Raw genomic sequence first — 20,756 nt, forward strand, 5'->3', positions numbered from 1 at the left:
CGTGAGCGGCGGTGGGGACGACGGACGGCAGTGGCCGGGACGGGGAAGCGCTACTTGCCGAAGGCGAGCATCAGCTTCTCCTTCGCGTCGTCGTTGCCGGTCAGCCGGGTGGTCGAGAGATAGAAGCGACCGTCGACCCAGTCGAAGTCCTTGGAGAAGAAGCCGTTCTCGATCTGGGCCGTGGACGCCGGGTTCTGCAGCAGCTTCACCGGCTTGTGGTCCGAACCTGCGGTCGGGATCGACACGACCTCGCCGCCCGCGTCGTACGACGGCTGCACATACGCCAGCAGCCTGCCGCCCTCGACCTTCATCGGCAGCATCGACTCGTCCGCCGGGGACTTCACCCGCCACTTCGCCTTGCCGGTGGCGAGGTTGATCGCGACGACCTCGTTCGCCCCGCCGCTCGCCTCCGTCGGCAGATACAGCGTGGTCGCGTCGGAGGCGACACCCTTGCAGCCCTGCAGATCACGGGAGAGGATCGCCCAGCCGCACTGCGGCGCGAAGTCCTCGTCGAAGCCGACCTGCGAGCGGAAGGTGCCGTTCGCGTTGAAGGCGGAGATGTTCCACGCCTTCTTGTCCTCGTTCGTGCTGTACACGACGAGCGGGTCGACGGAGTACATCCGCGCGACCGTCCAGCCCTTGTCGAACTTCCGCGTCCACCGGACCTTTCCGGTCCTCGGGTCGAGCTCCTGCATCTCGTCGTGCTCGTCGGACCCGCCGGCGCCGCAGGAGGCGACGGAGATCAGCCTGCCGCCGCCCGCGAAGGCGGTCGGGAAGCAGGCGCTGCCGTACTTGGTCTTGTCGAACAGCTTCTTGCCGCTGTCGATGTCGAACGCGACGCCGGACTGCGAGCGGCCCACCATCACCGTCCGGCCGGTGACGGACATGCTGATGCTGATGCTGCTGTCGAACAGCGCGCCGTCGGCGAGCGTTGTGCTCCAGCCCTTGGCGCCGGTGTTCAGATCCAACTGCTGGAGCTTGTTGCACTTGGCGCGGTCGCTGGTGCCGCTCTCGTAGGCGACCACGATCTTGTCGTCCGCCGACTTCTCGGGGGTGACCGCGCAGATCTTCTGCGGGAAACCGACGGTCCCCCAGGCCGGCGTGCCGTCACCGACCTTGAAGGCGAACACCTGCTTGTACGCGGCCTTCACCGCGGCCTTGCCGGTGATCCACATGCCGGGCGCGTCGGCGCCCGCGCCGGGCGCGTCCGGTGCCGACTTGTACCAGAGGACCTTCGCCTCACCGGCCTGGCGGCCCTCGTTGAGGTTCTCCGGGTCGGCGCCGCCGTCGCCGCTGCCGTCGCCCTGGTCGACCGGGGTGTCGGAGGCGGACGGCTTGGGATCGTCGCTCTTGTGCGCGACCGGCTTCTTGTCGTCCGAGCCGCCGCTGGTCACCGCGTAGACGGTGCCGCCGATGACGGCCAGCGCGGCGACGGCCGCCACGATCACGACGCCGGTCCTGCCCTTGAAGCGGCCCCCGGAGCCCGGGGGCGCGGTGCCGGGGGCACCCGGGTACTGGGGCTGAGGCGGGTAGCCGTAACCGGGCTGCTGTCCGTACGGCCCGGGCTGCTGCGGCTGCCCGTACGGGCCGGGCTGTCCGTAGGGACCGGGCTGCGCGTACGGGCCCGGCTGGGCATAGGGGCCCGACTGCTGGGCGTACGGGCCCTGTTGCTGGGGTGGCTGCGGGGGCCGCGGTGTCTGGGGGTGGCCGTAACCGGGCTGGGGCGGACTCTGGGGTGGCGGTGGCGTCTGCGGCGGACCCTGCGGAGGCGGTGGCGCTCCGAAGGCGCCCTGCGGGGGCTGAGGCTGCTGCTGCGGTTGGTGCGGCGGCTGGTCCTGCGGTGCTCCGAAGCCGCCCTGCGGCGGCTGACTGGGCGGCTGAGCCATCAGCGCCTCTCCCCCGTTCGATCACTGATTTCCGGCCACGCCCTGACGTACGCGGTGACCCGGCGTCGTGCTCAGAAAACTCTCAGGCGGCCCTTTCTATCACCCGCCACCGACAACGCACGGGGCCGGTTCATCCCCTGTTCCCAAGGGACGACCGGCCCGTGATACCCCTGTTACGCGCGGAGGGCCTGGGGGCGTATCCCCCCAGAAAAGCACAGCACTCAGCCTTCACGCGTCGTCGGCGAGTTCCAGCCAGCGCAGCTCCAGCTCCTCGCGCTGACCTCCCAACTCCCGTAGCTCGGCGTCCAGTTCGGCAACCTTCGCGAAGTCGGTGGCGTTCTCGGCGATCTGGGCGTGCAGCTTGGTCTCCCGCTCGGAGATCTTGTCCAACTGCCGCTCGATCTTCTGCAGTTCCTTCTTGGCGGCGCGCTGGTCGGCGGCGCTCCGCTCGGGCGCCGGCTTCTCCGCGGCGGGCGTCGCGGCCGCCGCGACAGCCTCCTCCATCCGCCGCCGGCGCTCCAGGTACTCGTCGATGCCGCGCGGCAGCATCCGCAGGGTGGCGTCGCCGAGGAGGGCGAACACACGGTCCGTGGTGCGCTCGACGAAGAACCGGTCGTGGGAGATGACGATCATCGAGCCGGGCCAGCCGTCGAGGAGGTCCTCGAGCTGGGTGAGGGTCTCGATGTCGAGGTCGTTGGTGGGCTCGTCGAGGAAGAGGACGTTGGGCTCGTCCATCAGCAGCCGCAGCAGCTGCAGCCGTCGGCGCTCACCGCCGGAGAGGTCGCCGACCGGCGTCCACTGCTTCTCCTTGTTGAAGCCGAACGTCTCGCACAGCTGACCGGCGGTCATCTCCCGGCCCTTGCCGAGGTCGACGCGCTCGCGCACCTGCTGGACGGCTTCCAGGACTCGGGTGTTCGGGTTCAGCTCCGCGACCTCCTGGGAGAGGTAGGCGAGCTTGACGGTCCTGCCGACGGTGACGCGGCCACCGGCGGGCTGCGTCTCGCCCTCGCTGCGGGCCGCGTCCGCCATCGCCCGCAGCAGGGAGGTCTTGCCGGCGCCGTTGACACCGACCAGGCCGATGCGGTCGCCGGGGCCGAGCTGCCAGGTCACGTGCTTCAGCAACACCTTGGGGCCGGCCTGCACGGTGACGTCCTCGAGGTCGAAGACCGTCTTGCCGAGCCGCGAGGACGCGAACTTCATCAGCTCGCTGCTGTCCCGGGGCGGCGGCACGTCCTTGATGAGCTCGTTGGCGGCCTCGACGCGGAAGCGCGGCTTGGACGTCCGCGCGGGCGCCCCGCGGCGCAGCCAGGCCAGCTCCTTGCGGACCAGGTTCTGCCGCTTGGCCTCCTCGGTGGCGGCGATGCGCTCGCGCTCGGCACGCGCGAAGACGTAGTCCGAGTAGCCGCCCTCGTACTCGTAGACGTCGCCCTTCTGCACGTCCCACATGCGCGTGCAGACCTGGTCGAGGAACCAGCGGTCGTGCGTGACGCAGACCAGCGCGGAGCGGCGCTCGCGCAGATGCTTCGCCAGCCAGGCGATGCCCTCGACGTCCAGGTGGTTGGTGGGCTCGTCGAGGACGACCAGGTCCTGCTCCTCGATGAGCAGCTTGGCCAGCGCGATACGGCGCCGCTCGCCGCCGGACAGGGGCGCGATGACGGTGTCGAGCCCCTGCGGGAACCCGGGGAGGTCGAGGCCGCCGAACAGCCCGGTGAGCACGTCCCGGACCTTGGCGTTGCCCGCCCACTCGTGGTCGGCCATGTCCCGGATGACCTCGTGCCGCACGGTGGCGGTGGGGTCCAGGGAGTCGTGCTGCGTGAGCACGCCCAGGCGCAGCCCGCCGGAATGCGTCACGCGCCCGGTGTCGGCCTCCTCCAGCTTGGCCAGCATCCGGATCAGCGTCGTCTTGCCGTCACCGTTGCGGCCGACCACCCCGATCCGGTCGCCTTCGGAGACGCCGAGGGAGACGCCGTCGAGGAGGGCACGAGTGCCGTACACCTTGCTGACGTTCTCGACATTGACCAGATTGACGGCCATTTCTCTCCTGCCCAGGGGGATCGATCAGCCTCCCAGCCTAGTGCGCGCCGATCGGTGACCGATCCCGAGCGGGGTGGCCTGTGGAAAACCTCGGGGCTGTGGCGAACCTCGGGGTGTGGAAAACCCCCCTGGGTTACCGGGACGCGGCCGTGCGGACTTCGTCCAGGAGGTCGTACATCGTCCGGCCGGGGCAGTCGGTCTGGAGCCAGTCGCGGTGGCCGCTGACCGTGGTGACGTCATTGGTGACGCCGTTGACCGGGTTGGTGTAGGTGATCCTCGCCTGCGGGTCGAGGCCCTTGAAGCGGGCGATCACCTTGATCAGCCGGGTCAGCGAGGCCTTGGCGGCGTCCGTGGGGCCTTGGTCGACGAGGGTGCCGATGAGGGCGATGCCGAGGTTGCCGGAGTTGAAGCCCGCGGTGTGGAAGGCGGTGACGACGTCGCCGTCGGGGTCGAAGGCCGGGATGCCGTCGTCGCCGGAGTAACGGCCCTCGTAGACGTTGCCGGCCTCGTCGATCAGGAAGTGGTAGCCGATGTCGCCCCAGTCCAGGGTGACCGCGTGGTACTCGTAGATCGCGCGGACGGTCGCCGCCGGGTCCGGGTCGTCGTTCGGGGTGTCCGTGTGGTGCACCGTGATCGACTGCAACGCGTAGTACTTCTCCGGCGAGTTGACCTGGCCGTCCTTGTACCGCTTGGACTCGTCGGCGCCCCAGGCCGGCCGCGACAGATACCGCACGCCACGCACGCGCGTGGGCTCGCTCGGCACCTCGACGCTGCGGTCCGGGCCGCGCAGGGTGTCGATCGCCAGCGAGCGCACCTGGGTCGTCCCGTCCGGCGCCTCGACGTCGTACGTCTTGGCGTTGCCGGCCGCCACCAGGGCCGTACCGCCGCCGTCCACGGTCGCGCAGCCGCCGCCGAGCGTCCGGAAGGAGGCGTCACCCGGGAAGCGGATGCCCGCGCCGTCGGCCCCGCTCCAGCGGACGCCGACGTAGGTGGCGGCGAAGGTCGTGGTGGCCGTACCGGGGCCGGTCGCGGCGGCGGTACGGGTGGCCGGGAACGTCTCCGGCTCGGTCGCGGATCCCGCGTTCCCGGAGTCGGTGGTACCAGCGGCGCCGGAGTCGGTGGCCGCGAACACCACCGGCGTCAGCGCGGCCCCGCCGGCCACGGCCGTGGCACCGGCGATGACACCACGACGGGAGAGGGAACGCTTCCTGCGGTGCGAGGAGGTGGGCGGCGCAGGGGGCGTGGAGGGCGTGAAGGGCACAGGGGGCGTGGGGGGCTGCGGCACGAACTCGGTCCTTCGGTCGACCAGGCGCTTGAAGTATCAACGGACCCTAGCCGCCCCATCCGTCACCCACGTACCGCGGTCGCAGTACATCCCTGTGGAGATCGGGCGAAGATCGCCGGTCGGGTACGCCGTGGTCGTCGCAGCCCGACCACGGCGGCGCGGACTGCCGTCAGCCCTTGACCACGGTCGCTCCCGGCGCCGGGCCCGTGGCCGCGCGGACCGTGGCGCAGGTGCCCGAACTCCGCAGTGCCTCCGCCACCTTGGCCGCCGACTCGGGGTCGCGGGCGAGGAACGCGGTCGTCGGGCCCGAGCCGGAGACCAGCGCGGCAAGCGCGCCTGCCGTGCGGCCCGCCGCGAGGGTGTCGGCGAGTTCGGGGAAGAGGGAGATCGCCGCGGGCTGAAGGTCGTTGGAGACGGCGGCGGCGAGCGCGTCCGGGTCGCCCTTGGCGAGGGCGTCGAGCAGCGGCTGCGAGGCCACCGGCTCCGGGATGTCGCGGCCCTCCGCCAGGCGGTCGAACTCCCGGAACACGGCCGGCGTCGACAGCCCCCTCCCGGCCATCGCGAACACCCAGTGGAAGCTCCCGCCGACCTCCAGCGCCGTCAGCCGCTCACCCCGCCCGGTACCCAGCGCCGCCCCGCCCACCAGGCTGAACGGCACGTCGCTGCCCAACTCGGCGCAGATGGAGAGCAGTTCGGCACGCGAGGCACCGGTCCGCCACAACGCGTCGCAGGCCAGCAGCGCGCCGGCGCCGTCCGCGCTGCCGCCCGCCATGCCGCCGGCGACCGGGATGTCCTTGGCGATGTGGATGTGCACGGCCGGCTCGATGCCGCGCCGCTCCGCCAGCGCGAGGGCCGCCCGGGCCGCCAGGTTCGTACGGTCCAGGGGCACCTGGTCGGCGTCCGGCCCCTCGCAGGTGACCCGCAGTTCCTCGGCGGGCGTCACGGTCACCTCGTCGTAGAGCCCGACCGCCAGGAAGACATTGGCCAGGTCGTGGAATCCGTCGGCGCGCGCGGCACCCACCGCGAGCTGGACGTTGACCTTGGCGGGAACGCGAACGGTGACGCTCACTGGAGACCGGACTCCTCGGTGTCGGCGCTGTCGGCGGGGCGGGCTTGCCGGTTCTCCGCGATGCGTGCGAACTCCTCGACCGTGAGGGATTCTCCGCGTGCCTGCGGGGACACACCGGCGGCGACCAGGGCCGCCTCCGCCGCCGCGGCCGAACCGGCCCACCCGGCGAGCGCCGCGCGCAGCGTCTTGCGCCGCTGGGCGAACGCCGCGTCCACGACGGCGAAGACCTCCCTCTTCGAGGCCGTGGTCTTCACCGGCTCGGTCCTGCGCCTCAGCGCCACCAGCCCGCTGTCGACGTTCGGCGCGGGCCAGAACACATTCCGCCCGATCGCACCGGCCCGCTTGACCTCGGCGTACCAGTTGGCCTTCACGGACGGGACGCCGTACACCTTCGACCCGGGCGCGGCGGCGAGCCGGTCGGCGACCTCCGACTGCACCATGACGAGGGTGCGCTCGATGCCCGGGAAGGTGTCGAGCATGTGCAGCAGCACGGGAACGGCGACGTTGTACGGCAGGTTCGCGACCAGCGCGGTCGGGGCGGGGCCCGGCAGTTCGGTCACGTGCATCGCGTCGGAGTGCACCAGCGCGAATCGTCCGGCGCGCTCCGGCATGCGCGCCGCGATGGTCGCGGGCAGCGCGGACGCCAGTACGTCGTCGATCTCGACGGCGGTGACACGGTCGGCGACCTCCAGCAGCGCGAGGGTGAGCGAGCCGAGCCCGGGACCGACCTCCACCACCACGTCGTCCGGCCGGACCTCCGCGGTGCGCACGATACGGCGCACGGTGTTCGCGTCGATCACGAAGTTCTGCCCGCGCTGCTTGGTGGGGCGCACCCCGAGGGCGGCCGCGAGTTCACGGACGTCGGCGGGCCCGAGGAGGGCGTCTGAGGAGGGAGTACTGCTCACGGCGACAAGAGTACGGGGAGCGACCGCGGCCTTCGCGCCCCCGTGGCCGCGGGCAGGCCCTCACCCGTGCAGCCGCGCCCCGCAGTGCGGCCATGGGGTGGCCCCCCGGCGCACATACAGTTTCTTCGCCCGGAACGTCTGCTCCGCCGCCGGCGCGTCCTGCGGCCGCCCGCTCCCCCCGAGGCTGTGCCAGGTCCGGGCGTCGAACTGGTACAGCCCTCCGTACGTTCCCGACGGATCCACCGCGTTCGGGCGCCCGCCCGACTCACAGGCGGCGAGCCCGTGCCAGTTCAGCCCGTCGGCCCCGGAGACGGAGGCCGGCAACGGCTTCGTGCCCACCTTCACGATCTGCTTCCGCGGCCGCCGCACCACCTCGGAGCCGTCCTTGCGGGGTTTCTGCCTGACCCCGTTGACCGTCCGCAGCGAGTACGTGATCCGCCGCAGCCCCGGCTGCCCCACCTGCTCGACGACCTGCGTGCCCTTGAACAGCGAGGGGTCGTCCTTGCGCTCCGTACGGAACGGGATCGTCTCCTCCCGCACCTCCCGGCTGCCGGTCACCCGCAGCACGGTCACCGTCTGCCCGTCGCGCGGGAAGCTGTCCCCCGGCACGGACGTGGTGTCCTCGCCGTGCAGTCTGACACCGGCCTGCTCGATGACCTCGCGCACGGTCGCCGCGTTCGTCCGCACCATCCGCGCACGCCCGTCGGCCATGACGGTCACCGCGCGCTCGGTGCGCACGTCGAGCGCGAGCCCGGCGCGTCCGATGGGCTGGGAGCGCGCGGTGGACAGGTACGCCCCCTCCGCGCGCACCCCCAGTTGGGCGAGCGCCTCCTCGACCGTGTGCGCCGTCGTCCACACCTCGTGCCGCTGCCCGTCGATCGTGATCCGGACCGGGCGCCCGTAGTGCACGGCGACCTCGTCGCCGCTGGCGAGCGCCGTGCCGGGGGCGGGCGCCACCACGTCGTGCGCCCCCACCTCGACGCCCTCCTCCGCGAGCAGTTCGTCCACGTCGTCGGCGAAGGTGTGGAGGGTGCGCGGCTTGCCGTCGACGCTCAGCTCGATCGCCTTGTCCTTGGCGACGAAGGCGGTGGTACCGCCGGCGAGGAAGACGACGACCAGCGCCTGCGGCAGCAGACGGCGGACGGTCCCGTCCGAGCGCTCCGCGGAGCGCGCCCTGCGCCGACGCTCACCCCGACCCCCCGAGCCTTCCCTCTCCTCCTGGCGCTGGAGCGCCGGGAGGGTGGCGTCGTGGGCGCCGTAGGCCTCGTGCGTCCCGTGGGCCCTGTGGGCCCCCTGCGCCTCGTGCGCGGGACGGTAGGTGTCCGGGTACGGCACCGGCGCCGTGTACACCCCGTACGCCAGCGTCTCGGCGGCGTGCAGGTCCGTGTGGGGCTCCGTGGGAAGTGGCTCGTACGTCTGGTGCTGCGAGTTGCTCATGCCGACACGCTCCAGGGGCCGGAGGGGTCCGGAAAAGGGCCCCCAGAACCTAGCGGAGGGACCGTCACTCTCCAAAGCGGCGCGGCTACCCAGAGTTGTGTTCGGGTGGGTCGGGTGCGGGTCAGTACCCGAAGGCGCGTGCGGTGTTGGCGGCGAGTGCCGACGCCAGCGCGTCCTCGTCGACGCCGCGCACGGCGGCCATCGCACGCACCGTGACCGGAATGAGGTACGGCGCGTTGGGCCGTCCGCGGTACGGCGCCGGCGTCAGGAAGGGCGCGTCCGTCTCCACCAGGAGCAGCTCGGCCGGGGCCACCGCGACCGCGTCCCGCAGGTTCTGGGCGTTCTTGAAGGTGACGTTGCCGGCGAAGGACATGAAGTACCCGGCGCTCGCGCACACCTCGGCCATCTCGGCGTCGCCGGAGTAGCAGTGGAAGACGGTGCGCTCGGGGGCGCCCTCCTCCTTCAGCACGCGCAGCACGTCCGCATGGGCGTCGCGGTCGTGGATGACGAGCGCCTTGCCGTGCCGCTTGGCGATCTCGATGTGGGCGCGGAAGGAGTGCTCCTGCGCCTCCTTGCCCTCGGGCCCGGTGCGGAAGTAGTCGAGGCCGGTCTCGCCGACGCCCTTGACCTGGGGGAGCGCAGCCAGGCGGTCGATCTCGGCGAGCGCCTCGTCGAGCGCCCGCGCGCCTCCCGCCTCGCGCGCGCCCTGCCGGGACCAGCCGTCGGGGTCCCCGTGCACGATGCGCGGCGCCTCGTTGGGATGCAGGGCGACCGTCGCGTGGACGGCGTCGTACGCCGCCGCGGTCTCGGCGGCCCACCGCGAGCCGCGGATGTCGCAGCCGACCTGCACGACCGTCGTCACGCCCACCGCGGCGGCCTTGGCAAGTCCCTCCTCCACCGTGCCGGACTGCATGTCGAGGTGGGTGTGGGAGTCGGCGACGGGCACCCGGAGGGGCTCCGGGAGCGGCGGCGCCGCGTTCTTGTCGCCGCGGGAGGTGGAGCCGCGCGAGGTGGAGCCGCGGGAGGTGGAGGAAGGCATGCCCCGATCCTACGAAAGGGGGCATGCCCGCCCGGCTCGGGGAGCGGTCAGCCCGCCTTGCGGTGGAAGGGGTGCAGGAGGTCCGACAGGTGCCAGTGGTGGTCGCGCTGCCCGGCCTCCGCGCCCTCCGCGCCCTCGGCCGCCGTCTCGGGCGCCGTCTCGGGAGCCTCGACCGGCCCGGCCTGCGGCGCGCGGTGCTGATGGCGGTGCGCCGCCTCGTGCACCGACGAGACCTGGCCCGGCCGCATGATCCGTACCACGTGGCCGTCGCAGTTGAGGCAGGTCGGCTTGGACAGCGGAGAGGGCACGACCTGTCCGCCCGCCACATACATCACGAACTCGTGGCCCTCGGCGTCCGTGTGGTGCTCTATCTCGTACGACTGCTCCCAGCCGTGCCCGCAGCGCATGCAGGCGAAGGAATACGACTCGTGCACGACTGCGCTCGCCGCGCCACGGAGGCCGGTCTGCCCCGCGATCTCACTCATGCCAGCTCCTCTTGTCCGCTGGACAAAGGGACGGGTGCGTCCCTTCGACCAGTGGACGCTTCCGCCGGCGTGAATGCACCAGGCCTGTCGACTGTTGGAGTCGATTTGGACTTTCCTTGCCAAAGCGGCCCCGCCCACCCCCTGGGGCTTTGCTTTCCACGACAGTCCTTTGCCTGGCTGTGGGGCGCGTGCTCAGCGGAGATGCGCCCTGCTCAGAGGGGGTGTGGCGCAGTTCACGAGCACCTCAGGAACCACTCGCCGAAGCGGCGTTCTTCGCGGCCACAACCGCGTCGAACACCTCCCTCTTGGGCAACCCCGCCTCCACCGCGACGGCCGCGATCGCCTCCTTGCGGCGCTCACCGGCCTCCTCGCGCAGGCGCACGCGGCGCACGAGCTCCTCGGCGCTCACGTCCTGCGCGCCCCGCTCGGGCGCCCCCTCCACCACGACGGTGATCTCCCCGCGCACCCCCTGCGCCGCCCACTCCGCCAGCTCCCCCAGCAGACCGCGCCTGACCTCCTCGTACGTCTTCGTCAGCTCCCGGCACACCGCCGCGCGCCGCTCGGTCCCGAACACCTCGGCCATGGCGGCGAGGGTGTCGTCGAGCCGGTGCGGGGCCTCGAAGTAGACGAGCGTGCGCCGCTCCTCGGCGACCTCGCGCAGCCGCCCGAGCCGTTCGCCCGCCTTGCGCGGCAGGAAGCCCTCGAAGCAGAACCGGTCCACGGGCAGCCCCGACAGCGCGAGCGCGGTGAGCACGGCGGACGGGCCGGGCACGGCGGTGACCCGGACGTCCCGTTCGACGGCGGCGGCGACCAGCCGGTAGCCGGGGTCCGACACCGACGGCATGCCGGCGTCGGTCACGAGCAGCACGCGCGCGCCGCCGACGAGTTCCTCGACCAGTTCGGGCGTCCGGGCGGACTCGTTGCCCTCGAAGTACGACACCACGCGCCCCTTGGGCGTCACGCCCAGCGCCTGTGTCAGACGCCTGAGGCGCCGGGTGTCCTCGGCGGCCACCACGTCCGCCCCGGCCAGTTCCTCCGCCAGCCGGGGAGGCGCGTCCGCGATGTCGCCGATGGGGGTGCCCGCAAGGACAAGGGTTCCAGTCACGCCCCCATCCTCCCAGGACCGGCCGGAAGGGAACGCGTTCGATCCCTTACCTGCCATGCACGGGACTCACACAGAACGGTTCCCTACGATGGCGCGGTGACCAGTACCGCGTCCTCCCCGGACACCCGGCAAGGCCAGAGCCCGCAGGACCAGCGGCCGTCGTGGCAGCAGCGGCTGCGCCGTTTCGGCTATGCCGCGCCGCCCAGAAGCGATGTCCGCGAGCGCCTGGTGCCGCCGTACGTCCAGCCCAGTCCGCGGCTGTGGCAGGTCCTCGGGGTGCCGCCGATGCTCGCCGGGCGGATCGCGCGCTGGTCGGGCTGGGGCGGTCCGCTGCTGGTCACGCTGGTGGCGGGAGTGCTGCGGTTCTGGAACCTGGGCAGTCCGAAGGCGGTGATATTCGACGAGACGTACTACGCCAAGGACTCCTGGGCGCTCGTCCACCGCGGCTTCGAGGTCAACTGGGACAAGAACGCCAACGACCTGATCCTGTCCTCGCACGGGCACGTCACCATCCCGGCGGACGCCGCGTACGTGGTGCACCCCCCGGTCGGCAAGTACGTGATCGGTCTGGGCGAGCTGATGTTCGGGTTCAACCCGTTCGGCTGGCGGTTCATGACCGCGCTGCTCGGCACGCTGTCGGTGCTGATGCTGTGCCGGATCGGCCGCCGCATCTTCCGCTCGACCTTCCTCGGCTGCCTCGCCGGCGGTCTGATGGCCGTGGACGGCCTGCACTACGTCATGAGCCGCACCTCGCTCCTCGACGGCGTGCTGATGTTCTTCGTGCTGGCGGCGTTCGGCTGCCTGGTGATCGACCGGGACAAGGCACGGGAGAAACTCGCGGCGGCGCTCCAGCCGGACGCCGACGGCCATGTCCGCCCGGACGCGCACATCGCCGAGACCACGTGGCTGGGGCTGCGCCCCTGGCGCTGGGCGGCGGCCCTGCTGATGGGACTCGCCATCGGCACCAAGTGGAACGCGATGTACATCCTGGCCGCGTTCATCCTGCTCACCGTCCTGTGGGACGTCGGCTCCCGCAAGGTGGCGGGATCCCGGCACCGCCTGTCCCGGATGTTCGTCGCCGAGTCGCTCATCTCGTGGACGGTGATGTCCACGGTCGCCGTCGTGACCTACGTCGCCTCCTGGACCGCCTGGATCCTCTCCCCCGCCAACGGCTCCGGCGGCTACTTCCGCAACTGGGCCGCCACCGACGGCAAGGGCGGCCACTGGACCTTCCTGCCGGACTGGCTGCGCAGCCTGTGGCACTACGAGCACGAGGTCTACGAGTTCCACGTCAACCTGCACTCGCCGCACACGTACATGTCCAACCCCTGGAGCTGGATCGTCGACGGCCGCCCGGTGTCGTTCTTCTACGAGTCCCCCTCGCCCGGCCAGGACGGCTGCCCCGCCGACGCCGGCCAGAAGTGCGCCCGTGAGGTCCTCGCGATCGGCACGCCGCTGCTGTGGTGGGTGGCCGCGTTCGCGCTGCTGTACGTGCTGTGGCGCTGGTTCTTCCGCCGCGACTGGCGGGCGGGCGCCATCGCCTGCGGGGTCGCGGCGGGCTGGCTGCCGTGGTTCATGTACCAGGACCGGACGATCTTCTTCTTCTACGCCGTCGTGTTCGTGCCGTTCCTGTGCCTGGCGGTGGCGATGCTGCTGGGCGCGATCGTCGGCCCACCCGGCTCCACCGACACCCGACGGGTGGCGGGCGCGACGGGCGCGGGCGTCCTGGTCCTGCTGATCACGTGGAACTTCATCTACTTCTGGCCGCTGTACACCGGAACGGCGATCCCGATCGACGACTGGCGTTCACGTATGTGGCTCGATACCTGGGTATAGCGGACCTTCCGCCTCCCTGGCCGGACAACATACGGAAACCTCCCTCACAGCTCCCCCTCCTGCCCCATACAGTGCGAGAACCGCAACGGGGAAACGGGGAGGGACCTTTCATGCCCAAGGGGGTCAAGGCCGCGGTCATAGGCGGCGTGTTCGCGGTGATGGTCGGCGGCGCGGGATACGCCGGCTACAACATCGTGTCCGCGCTGAACGACGACGGGGGCTCGGGGGCGGCGAGCGTGAAGACGGGACCGCCGAGCGCCGACGAGATCAAGGAGGCGTCGGCCAAGTTCTTCGCGGCCTGGCAGAAGGGACAGGCGGCGCAGGCGGCGATGTACACGAACAACCAGACGACGGCCGAGCCGCTGCTCGCGGCCTACGGCGAGACCGCGCACATCGAGAACGTGAACATCACGCCCGGCGCGGCGACCGGCGCGACGGTGCCGTTCACGGTGAAGGCGACGGTGTCGTACGAGAACAAGTCCAAGCCGCTGACGTACAAGAGCGAGCTGACGGTGGTGCGCGGGAAGACCACCGGGCGGGCGCTGGTGGACTGGCAGCCGTCGGTCCTCCATCCGCAGATGAAGGCGGGCGACACCCTGGTCACCGGCCCCTCGGCGAGCCCCGAGATCGAGGCGGTGGACCGCAACGGCACCGTGCTGACCAAGGAGAGGTACCCCTCGCTCGGGGTGATCCTCGACACGCTGCGCCAGCGTTACGGCGACAAGGCGGGTGGCACGCCCGGGATCGAACTGGCGATCCACCACCAGGCCGAGGGCGTGGCCGACACCTCGCTGCTGACCCTCGCCAAGGGCAGGGCGGGCGAGCTGCGGACCACGATCAGCGCGAGCGCGCAGGCGGCGGCCGAGAAGGCGGTGAAGAAGTTCGCCCAGTCGTCGGTGGTGGCCGTCAAGCCCAGCACCGGTGAGGTGCTGGCGGTGGCCAACAACCGCAAGGACCAGTTCAACGCGGCCTTCGAGGGCGAGGTCGCGCCGGGCTCCACCATGAAGATCATCACGGCCGCGATGCTCATCGACAACGGCGTGACCTCGATGAACGGCCCGGCACCCTGCCCGCCCTCCGCCACCTGGCAGAGCCAGACCTTCACCAACCTCAAGGGGCTTCAGCCCAACGAGAACGCCACGCTCGCCAACAGCTTCATGCGCTCCTGCAACACGGCCTTCATCAAGCTCATCGACGAGAAGCCGCTCACCGACTCCTCGCTCACGCAGGAGGCCCAGGACCGGTTCGGGCTCGGGCAGAACAACTGGAAGACGGGCATCGTCTCCTTCGACGGCAAGATCCCCACGGTCAGCGGCCCGGACCGGGCGGCGAACGCGATCGGCCAGGGGCAGGTGCAGATGAGCCCGTTGAACATGGCCTCGGTCACGGCGACCGCCGTCACGGGCACCTTCCGCCAGCCCTACCTGGTCTCCCCCAAGCTCGACGACCGCGAACTCGCCACCGCCAAGGGTCTGTCCGCGAGTACGTCGTCCCAGCTCAAGCAGATGATGCGGCTCACCGCGACGCAGGGGACGGCCGCCCAGGCGATGGCCGGGCTCGGCGGTGACATCGGCGCGAAGACCGGTTCCGCCGAGGTCGACGGACAGACCGTGTCGAACAGTTGGTTCACCGGTTTCCGCAACGACGTCGCCGCGGCGGCCATGACCGAGGAGGGCGGCCACGGCGGGACGGCGGCCGGTCCGATTGTCGCAGCTGTGCTACGGAGTGCCGGCTGATGTCACCCGCGCAGGACGGGACTCTAGGCTGTTGTCGTCGTTGGGATGGATGAGGGCAACGGGGACCCTGGGAATTCTCGGAGGAACGGGAACGTGGGCAACAGAAGGCGCGTCGCCGAGCGGCGGAAGACCGGGCCCGCCGTCGTCGGCGGGATGATCGCCGTGGTCGTCGGCGGCGCCGCCTTCGGCGTCTACGCGCTGTGGGGCGGCGGGGCCGCGGCCGACGACCGGGCGGGCTCGTCGTCCTCGGGCGCCGACCACAAGGCCGTCAAGACCGGCCCGCTGTCCGCGGCCGAGGTCCAGACGACCGCCACGAAGTTCCTCACCTCCTGGCAGCAGGGGAAGGCCGCGCAGGCCGCCGCCGTCACGAACGACGCCACCGCGGCCGGCTCGCTGCTGACCGGGTACACCAAGGACGCCCACATCACGGGTGTCACGCTCACCCCCGGCACGCGCGTCGGCGACAAGGTGCCCTTCTCCGTGAAGGGCACGGTGTCGTACAAGGGCACCAGCAAGCCGCTCGCCTACCAGAGCGCGCTGACGGTCGTACGGAACAAGGCGGACGGCAAGCCGCTGGTCGACTGGCACGCCGCGGTCGTCCACCCCGACCTCGAGGACGGCGACAAGCTGGTCACCGGCGAGTCCGGGACCCCGCCCGTCAAGGCGTACGACCGTGACGGCGGCGAGCTGACGACCGCCAAGTACCCGTCCCTTGGGCCCGTCCTGGACGGCCTGCGCGAGAAGTACGGCAAGATCGCCGGCGGCAAGGCGGGCGTCGAGCTGGACGTGCTGCGGGGTACGGCGTCCAAGAAGGCCAAGCTGTCCGACAAGACGCTGCTGACGCTGACCAAGGGCACGCCGGGTTCGGTGAAGACGACGCTCAGCCCGACGTTCCAGGCCGCGGCCGAGCAGCAGGTGACCAAGCAGGCGAAGTCGTCGGTGGTGGTGATGCGCCCGTCGACGGGTGAGATCCTCGCCGTCGCGAACGCCTCCCACGGCTTCAACGTGGCCTTCCAGGGCTCGCTGGCACCCGGCTCCACGATGAAGATCGTGACCTCGACGATGCTGTTCGAGAAGAACCTGATCACCCCGGATGCCTCGCATCCCTGCCCCAAGACCTACAAGCTCGCCGGGTGGACCTTCCACAACGACGACGACTCCGAGATCAAGCAGGGCTCCTTCAAGCTGGCCTTCGGCGCCTCCTGCAACAACGCCTTCATCAACTTCGCCCCGAAGCTGACCAACAGCTCCCTGACGGAGGAGGCCCAGCAGGTCTACGGCCTCGGCATGAACAACTGGGCCATCGGCGTCCCGACCTTCGACGGCTCCATCCCGGTCCAGAGCGGGGCGCAGATGGGCGCCTCGCTGATCGGGCAGGGCGGGGTGCGGATGAACCCGCTGAACATGGCCTCGGTGGCGGCCACGGTCGAGTCGGGCGTCTTCCGCCAGCCGTACCTGGTCTCCCCGAGCGTCGACCACCGCACCCTGGCGAAGGCCTCGCGCACGATGTCCGCGCAGACGCAGGCCGAGCTGAAGGAGGTCATGCAGTACACGGCGGCGTACGGCACGGCCGCCAAGGCGATGGCGGGTCTCGGCCCGAACTACGGCGCCAAGACGGGCTCCGCGGAGGTCGACGGCCAGAAGAAGCCGAACGGCTGGTTCACGGCGTACCGCGGCGACCTCGTCGCGGCGGGTGTGGTCCAGGCGGGCGGCCACGGCGGCGACACGGCGGGACCGATGGTGGCGGCGCTGCTGAGGATGGGCGGCTGAACGGCCGCGGTCAGCTTGTGACCGGCGCCGTCGCCAGGTAGGTGCGGCGCAGGAACCTCATCAGGGTCTTGGTCTCGAACTGCACGACCGAGACGCCCTGGGCTGAGTGCAGTTCCACTACGGCCTGCACCCGCCCGCACGGCCAGACGCGGACCTCGCCGCTGCCGGCCGGGGCCCGCAGACCCTGTTCGAGGAGGGAGCGCGAGAACGTCCACTCGTGCGTCCCGGGAAGCCTGACCCGTACCGAGCGCGGGTCGGAGTCGGGGTCGTAGCGCAGGACGACGGGAATCGTCTCGTCCTCCGGTATCGCGGCGTCCGTGACGATGTGGGCTCGTGCGTACTGTTCGACTACGGACATCGTGACGGCCCTCTCACGCTGCGTTACCTGTGTGGAAGCTGTGCGTCCACCCCCTCTCCAATGTCCCATATTTTCCCAAACACGCCCCTTGACGTCGGGCATCTCACAGCACGGTCACCGCGCGATCCACGACTTCATGGTTCTTGCAAAGAGTTCGCAATAACCCTCTATGATCGAACGGTGCATGTACCTGACGGATTCATCGACGCCCCCACCTCCGCCGCGACCGGCGTGGTCGCCGCCGCCGCGGTCGCGGTGAGCCTGCGCGGTGCGCGCCGGGAACTGGACGAGCGCACGGCACCGCTGGCCGGACTGGTCGCCGCGTTCATCTTCGCCGTACAGATGCTGAACTTCCCCGTCGCCGCGGGGACCAGCGGCCATCTGCTGGGAGGTGCGCTGGCCGCGATCCTCGTGGGGCCCTTCACCGGGGTGCTGTGCGTGTCCGTGGTGCTGCTCATGCAGGGCATCCTCTTCGCGGACGGCGGACTGACCGCGCTCGGTGTGAACATCACCGACATGGCGATCGTCACGACCGTCGTCTCGTACGCCGTCTTCGGCGTCCTGGTGAAGGGGCTCCCGCGCGGGCGGCGCTCGGTCACGGTCGCGTCCTTCGTCGCCGCGCTGGTCTCCGTGCCTGCCGCCGCGGTCGCCTTCACGCTGATCTACGCCGTCGGCGGCACCACCGACGTCTCCCTCGGCAAGGTCGCCACCGCGATGATCGGCGTGCACGTGCTGATCGGCCTCGGCGAGGCGGTCATCACGGCGCTCACGGTGGGCGCGGTGATCGCCGTGCGCCCGGATCTCGTGCACGGCGCGCGCGGCCTGCGCCAGCGACTCAAGCTGCGGGTGGACGGCGCGCTGGTCGACGTGCCCGCGCCCGATGGGGCGCGCACGGCGCCCCTCGCGGCGCGCACCTCCCGCCGCGCGCTGTGGATCACCGGCCTTGCCACCTCCCTCGTCCTCGCCGGCGTCGTCAGCTTCTACGCCTCCTCCAACCCCGACGGCCTGGAGAAGGTCGCCCATGACAAGGGCCTGGACAGCAGGACCGAGAAGCACGCGTCGGCGGACTCCCCTCTTGCCGACTACGGGGTGAAGGACGTCGAGAACGCCCGCCTGTCCGGGGGGCTGGCGGGCGTGATCGGCGTGGGCATGACCGTGGTCGCGGGGAGCGCGGTGTTCTGGGTCGTGCGCCGACGGCGTACGCCGGACGTCTCACCGACGAGCACGAGCGCCGTCTGACATGGGCGCGGGACACGCACACCGGCTCTACCGGCACGGGCACTCCCCCGTGCACGCCCTGCCGCCCCACACCAAGCTGGCCGCCGCCTTCGGGTTCGTGGTGGTCGTCGTGTCGACCCCGCGCGAGGCGATGTGGGCGTTCGGCGTGTACGCCGTCCTGCTGGGCGTCGTCGCGAACCACGCGCGCGTGCCGGCCGGGTTCCTGCTGAAGCGGCTGCTGATCGAGGTGCCGTTCGTGGCCTTCGCGGTGCTGATGCCGTTCGTGGCTGAGGGCGAACGGGTGGATGTCCTCGGGCTGTCCCTGAGCGTGAACGGCCTGTGGGGCGCGTGGAACGTGCTCGCCAAGGGCACGCTGGGCGTCGCCGCGTCCGTGCTCCTGGCGTCCACCACCGAACTGCGCGAACTCCTCCTCGGCCTGCAGCGGCTGAAGCTCCCGCCGCTGCTGGTCCAGATCGCGTCCTTCATGATCCGTTACGGCGACGTCATCACGGACGAGATGCGGCGGATGCGGATCGCACGGGAGTCGCGGGGGTTCGAGGCGCGGGGCGTGCGGCACTGGGGGGTGCTCGCGAAGAGCGCGGGCGCCCTGTTCATCCGCTCCTACGAGCGCGGGGAGCGCGTCCATCTGGCCATGATCAGCCGCGGGTACGCCGGTGCGATGCCGGTCATCGACGAGGTGACCGCGTCCCGCGCGCAGTGGTCGTACGCCCTCGCGCTGCCTTTCGCCGCCCTTGTCGTCTGCCTGCTGGGATGGACCCTGTGACCACTGCTCCCGCCTCCCTGGAGGTCTCCGGCCTCGCCTTCGCCTACCCCGACGGCCACCAGGCCCTGTTCGGCGTGGACTTCACCGTCGCGCGCGGCGAACGGGTCGCGCTGCTCGGCCCGAACGGCGCCGGCAAGACCACCCTCGTCCTGCACCTCAACGGCATCCTGACCGGCGGCGCGGGCACGGTGACGGTCGCCGGGCTGCCCGTGGGCAAGCGGCACATGGCGAAGATCCGGCGCCGGGTCGGCATCGTCTTCCAGGACCCGGACGACCAGCTCTTCATGCCGACGGTCCGCGAGGACGTGGCCTTCGGGCCCGCGGCGGCCGGGGTCAAGGGCACGGAACTCGAGGCACGCGTGCGTGCGGCGCTGATAAAGGTCGGCATGGAGGACTTCGCGGACCGGCCCCCGCACCACCTCTCCTTCGGGCAGCGCCGCCGGGTCGCGGTGGCGACCGTCCTCGCCATGGAACCGGAGATCCTCGTCCTGGACGAGCCCTCCTCCAACCTCGACCCCGCCTCCCGCCGCGAACTGGCCGACATCCTGCGCGCGTTGGACGTCACCGTCCTCATGGTCACGCACGACCTGCCGTACGCCCTGGAGCTGTGCCCGCGCTCCCTGATCCTCAGCGACGGCGTCATCGCCGCGGACGGCCCCACCGGCGAACTCCTCTCCGACGACACCCTCATGCGCGCCCACCGCCTGGAACTGCCCTTCGGCTTCGACCCGCGGTCCGTGACAATGGGCGCGTGACGAACCAGGACGAGGACGAACTAGCCGTCGGGTCGCTGCTCCTCGACGACCAGCTGTGCTTCGCGCTGTACGCCGCCCAGCGCGCCGTGACGGCCGCGTACCGCCCGGTGCTGGAGGAACTCGGCCTCACCTATCCGCAGTATCTCGTCCTGCTCGTGCTGTGGGAGCGCGGCGAGACGACGGTGAAGGAGCTCGCCGCCGCGCTGCGCCTCGACTACGGCACGGTGTCGCCGTTGCTCAAGCGGCTGGAGAGCGCCGGGGTCGTGCGCCGGGAGCGCGCGGCCCATGACGAGCGCTCGGTGCTCGTCGCGTGCACGGGGCGTGGAGAGGAGCTGAGGGAGCGCGCGGCGCGCGTCCCCGGCGCACTCCTCACGGCCACCGGTCTGGACACCGCGGGGGTCGCGAAGTTGCGCGAGGAGTTGTGGCGGCTCGCCCGCACCGTCACCCCCTGACCTCGGGTTACCCCCGGTCGCTACCCCCCGGTAACCCACCTCCGACCTACCGGCCAGTACCTTGTGCACGATGTACTCGCGCGCACTTGATGTGGGGGGCCAGCCATGAGTGACGACACCGCCGTCGACACAGCCGTCGACGCAGCCGTCGACACCCGTCCGACAAAGATCATGTACGTCGCCGAGGCGACCGCGCACGGCGGCCGGGACGGCTATGTCACCAGTCAGGACGGCCAGATCGAGCTGAAGGTCGCGATGCCGCCGCAGCTCGGCGGGGACGGCAACGGCACCAACCCCGAGCAGCTCTTCGCGGCCGGCTACAGCTCCTGCTTCCACAACGCGCTGATCCTCGTCGGCAACCGCGAAGGCTACGACCTGACCGGTTCGACCGTCGCCGCGAAGGTCGGCATCGGCCCGAACAAGCACCGCGGCTACGGCCTCGCGGTCGCCCTCAGCGTCTCGCTGCCCGTCCTGGACCCGGACATCGCCGCGAAGCTGGTGGACGCGGCGCACGAGGTGTGCCCGTACTCGAACGCGACACGCGGCAACATCGACGTAACGATCCTGTTGGGGTAGCGACACCCGGGAATCGCAGGCTGTGC

General features: G+C 71.2%; 18 protein-coding genes. 8 read left to right on the forward strand and 10 right to left on the reverse strand.

The features are described 5' to 3' along the window. Positions 1 to 50: 50 nt before the first annotated feature. The 9 genes from ACWCQ1_RS28335 to rsmI all read right to left on the reverse strand — a co-directional run bounded on the left by ACWCQ1_RS28335 (position 51) and on the right by rsmI (position 11,245). Positions 51 to 1,886, reverse strand: a complete 1,836-nt coding sequence (locus tag ACWCQ1_RS28335; RefSeq protein ID WP_358592709.1) for an outer membrane protein assembly factor BamB family protein — start codon at positions 1,884 to 1,886, stop codon at positions 51 to 53. Between the two features lie 228 nt (positions 1,887 to 2,114). Further along, positions 2,115 to 3,920 (reverse strand): ABC-F family ATP-binding cassette domain-containing protein, encoded by a 1,806-nt coding sequence (locus tag ACWCQ1_RS28340; RefSeq protein ID WP_358592708.1) that lies wholly within the window; start codon positions 3,918 to 3,920, stop codon positions 2,115 to 2,117. Between the two features lie 133 nt (positions 3,921 to 4,053). Further along, entirely contained in the window at positions 4,054 to 5,205 is a 1,152-nt protein-coding gene (locus ACWCQ1_RS28345; RefSeq protein WP_451027647.1) for a peptidoglycan recognition protein family protein, read from the reverse strand. Positions 5,206 to 5,374: 169 nt separating this feature from the next. Beyond that, positions 5,375 to 6,274, reverse strand: a complete 900-nt coding sequence (locus ACWCQ1_RS28350) for a 4-(cytidine 5'-diphospho)-2-C-methyl-D-erythritol kinase (RefSeq protein ID WP_133045881.1) — start codon at positions 6,272 to 6,274, stop codon at positions 5,375 to 5,377. After that, a complete protein-coding gene (rsmA, locus tag ACWCQ1_RS28355; protein ID WP_133045880.1) occupies positions 6,271 to 7,179 on the reverse strand; it encodes a 16S rRNA (adenine(1518)-N(6)/adenine(1519)-N(6))-dimethyltransferase RsmA in 909 nt (302 codons plus the stop codon). Before rsmA ends, ACWCQ1_RS28350 begins: the two co-directional genes overlap by 4 nt. A 60-nt stretch (positions 7,180 to 7,239) precedes the next feature. Next, positions 7,240 to 8,616 (reverse strand): ubiquitin-like domain-containing protein, encoded by a 1,377-nt coding sequence (locus ACWCQ1_RS28360; RefSeq protein WP_451027648.1) that lies wholly within the window; start codon positions 8,614 to 8,616, stop codon positions 7,240 to 7,242. A 121-nt stretch (positions 8,617 to 8,737) separates the two neighbouring features. Beyond that, positions 8,738 to 9,655: a TatD family hydrolase gene (locus ACWCQ1_RS28365; RefSeq protein WP_451027649.1), complete on the reverse strand. Its 918-nt coding sequence runs from the start codon at positions 9,653 to 9,655 to the stop codon at positions 8,738 to 8,740. A 47-nt stretch (positions 9,656 to 9,702) separates the two neighbouring features. After that, positions 9,703 to 10,140, reverse strand: a complete 438-nt coding sequence (locus tag ACWCQ1_RS28370) for a hypothetical protein (protein ID WP_358592699.1) — start codon at positions 10,138 to 10,140, stop codon at positions 9,703 to 9,705. A gap of 244 nt (positions 10,141 to 10,384) precedes the next feature. Next, positions 10,385 to 11,245, reverse strand: a complete 861-nt coding sequence (rsmI, locus tag ACWCQ1_RS28375) for a 16S rRNA (cytidine(1402)-2'-O)-methyltransferase (RefSeq protein WP_451027650.1) — start codon at positions 11,243 to 11,245, stop codon at positions 10,385 to 10,387. 96 nt (positions 11,246 to 11,341) lie between these two features. Here rsmI and ACWCQ1_RS28380 point away from each other — a divergent pair, with 96 nt between their 5' ends. From ACWCQ1_RS28380 to ACWCQ1_RS28390, 3 genes are all read left to right on the forward strand, one after another. Beyond that, on the forward strand, positions 11,342 to 13,081 hold the full coding sequence (locus tag ACWCQ1_RS28380; RefSeq protein WP_451027651.1) for a dolichyl-phosphate-mannose--protein mannosyltransferase: 1,740 nt from the start codon (positions 11,342 to 11,344) through the stop codon (positions 13,079 to 13,081). Positions 13,082 to 13,191: 110 nt separating this feature from the next. Next, on the forward strand, positions 13,192 to 14,817 hold the full coding sequence (locus ACWCQ1_RS28385) for a penicillin-binding transpeptidase domain-containing protein (protein ID WP_451027652.1): 1,626 nt from the start codon (positions 13,192 to 13,194) through the stop codon (positions 14,815 to 14,817). 93 nt (positions 14,818 to 14,910) lie between these two features. Continuing rightward, positions 14,911 to 16,587, forward strand: a complete 1,677-nt coding sequence (locus ACWCQ1_RS28390; RefSeq protein WP_358592690.1) for a penicillin-binding transpeptidase domain-containing protein — start codon at positions 14,911 to 14,913, stop codon at positions 16,585 to 16,587. A gap of 10 nt (positions 16,588 to 16,597) precedes the next feature. On the opposite strand, the gene ACWCQ1_RS28395 is transcribed toward ACWCQ1_RS28390, so the two are convergent. Then, positions 16,598 to 16,945: an SsgA family sporulation/cell division regulator gene (locus ACWCQ1_RS28395; protein ID WP_133045872.1), complete on the reverse strand. Its 348-nt coding sequence runs from the start codon at positions 16,943 to 16,945 to the stop codon at positions 16,598 to 16,600. Between the two features lie 180 nt (positions 16,946 to 17,125). On the opposite strand from ACWCQ1_RS28395, the gene ACWCQ1_RS28400 reads away from it, so the two are divergent. From ACWCQ1_RS28400 to ACWCQ1_RS28420, 5 genes are all read left to right on the forward strand, one after another. Then, positions 17,126 to 18,184 carry an energy-coupling factor ABC transporter permease gene (locus ACWCQ1_RS28400; RefSeq protein WP_451027653.1) on the forward strand — a complete coding sequence of 353 codons (1,059 nt, stop codon included), beginning with the start codon at positions 17,126 to 17,128 and terminating at the stop codon, positions 18,182 to 18,184. A 1-nt stretch (position 18,185) separates the two neighbouring features. After that, the gene (cbiQ, locus tag ACWCQ1_RS28405; protein WP_358592685.1) at positions 18,186 to 18,947 is read left to right on the forward strand and encodes a cobalt ECF transporter T component CbiQ; all 762 of its coding nucleotides are present in this window, start codon (positions 18,186 to 18,188) and stop codon (positions 18,945 to 18,947) included. Next, positions 18,935 to 19,702, forward strand: a complete 768-nt coding sequence (locus tag ACWCQ1_RS28410) for an energy-coupling factor ABC transporter ATP-binding protein (protein ID WP_451027654.1) — start codon at positions 18,935 to 18,937, stop codon at positions 19,700 to 19,702. The genes cbiQ and ACWCQ1_RS28410 overlap by 13 nt, the downstream gene beginning before the upstream one ends. After that, positions 19,699 to 20,154, forward strand: a complete 456-nt coding sequence (locus ACWCQ1_RS28415) for a MarR family winged helix-turn-helix transcriptional regulator (RefSeq protein WP_358592680.1) — start codon at positions 19,699 to 19,701, stop codon at positions 20,152 to 20,154. The genes ACWCQ1_RS28410 and ACWCQ1_RS28415 overlap by 4 nt, the downstream gene beginning before the upstream one ends. Before the next feature lie 105 nt (positions 20,155 to 20,259). Beyond that, on the forward strand, positions 20,260 to 20,730 hold the full coding sequence (locus ACWCQ1_RS28420; protein WP_133045867.1) for an organic hydroperoxide resistance protein: 471 nt from the start codon (positions 20,260 to 20,262) through the stop codon (positions 20,728 to 20,730). Positions 20,731 to 20,756: the final 26 nt, after the last annotated feature.

Source organism: Streptomyces sp. NPDC002144 (assembly GCF_053593695.1).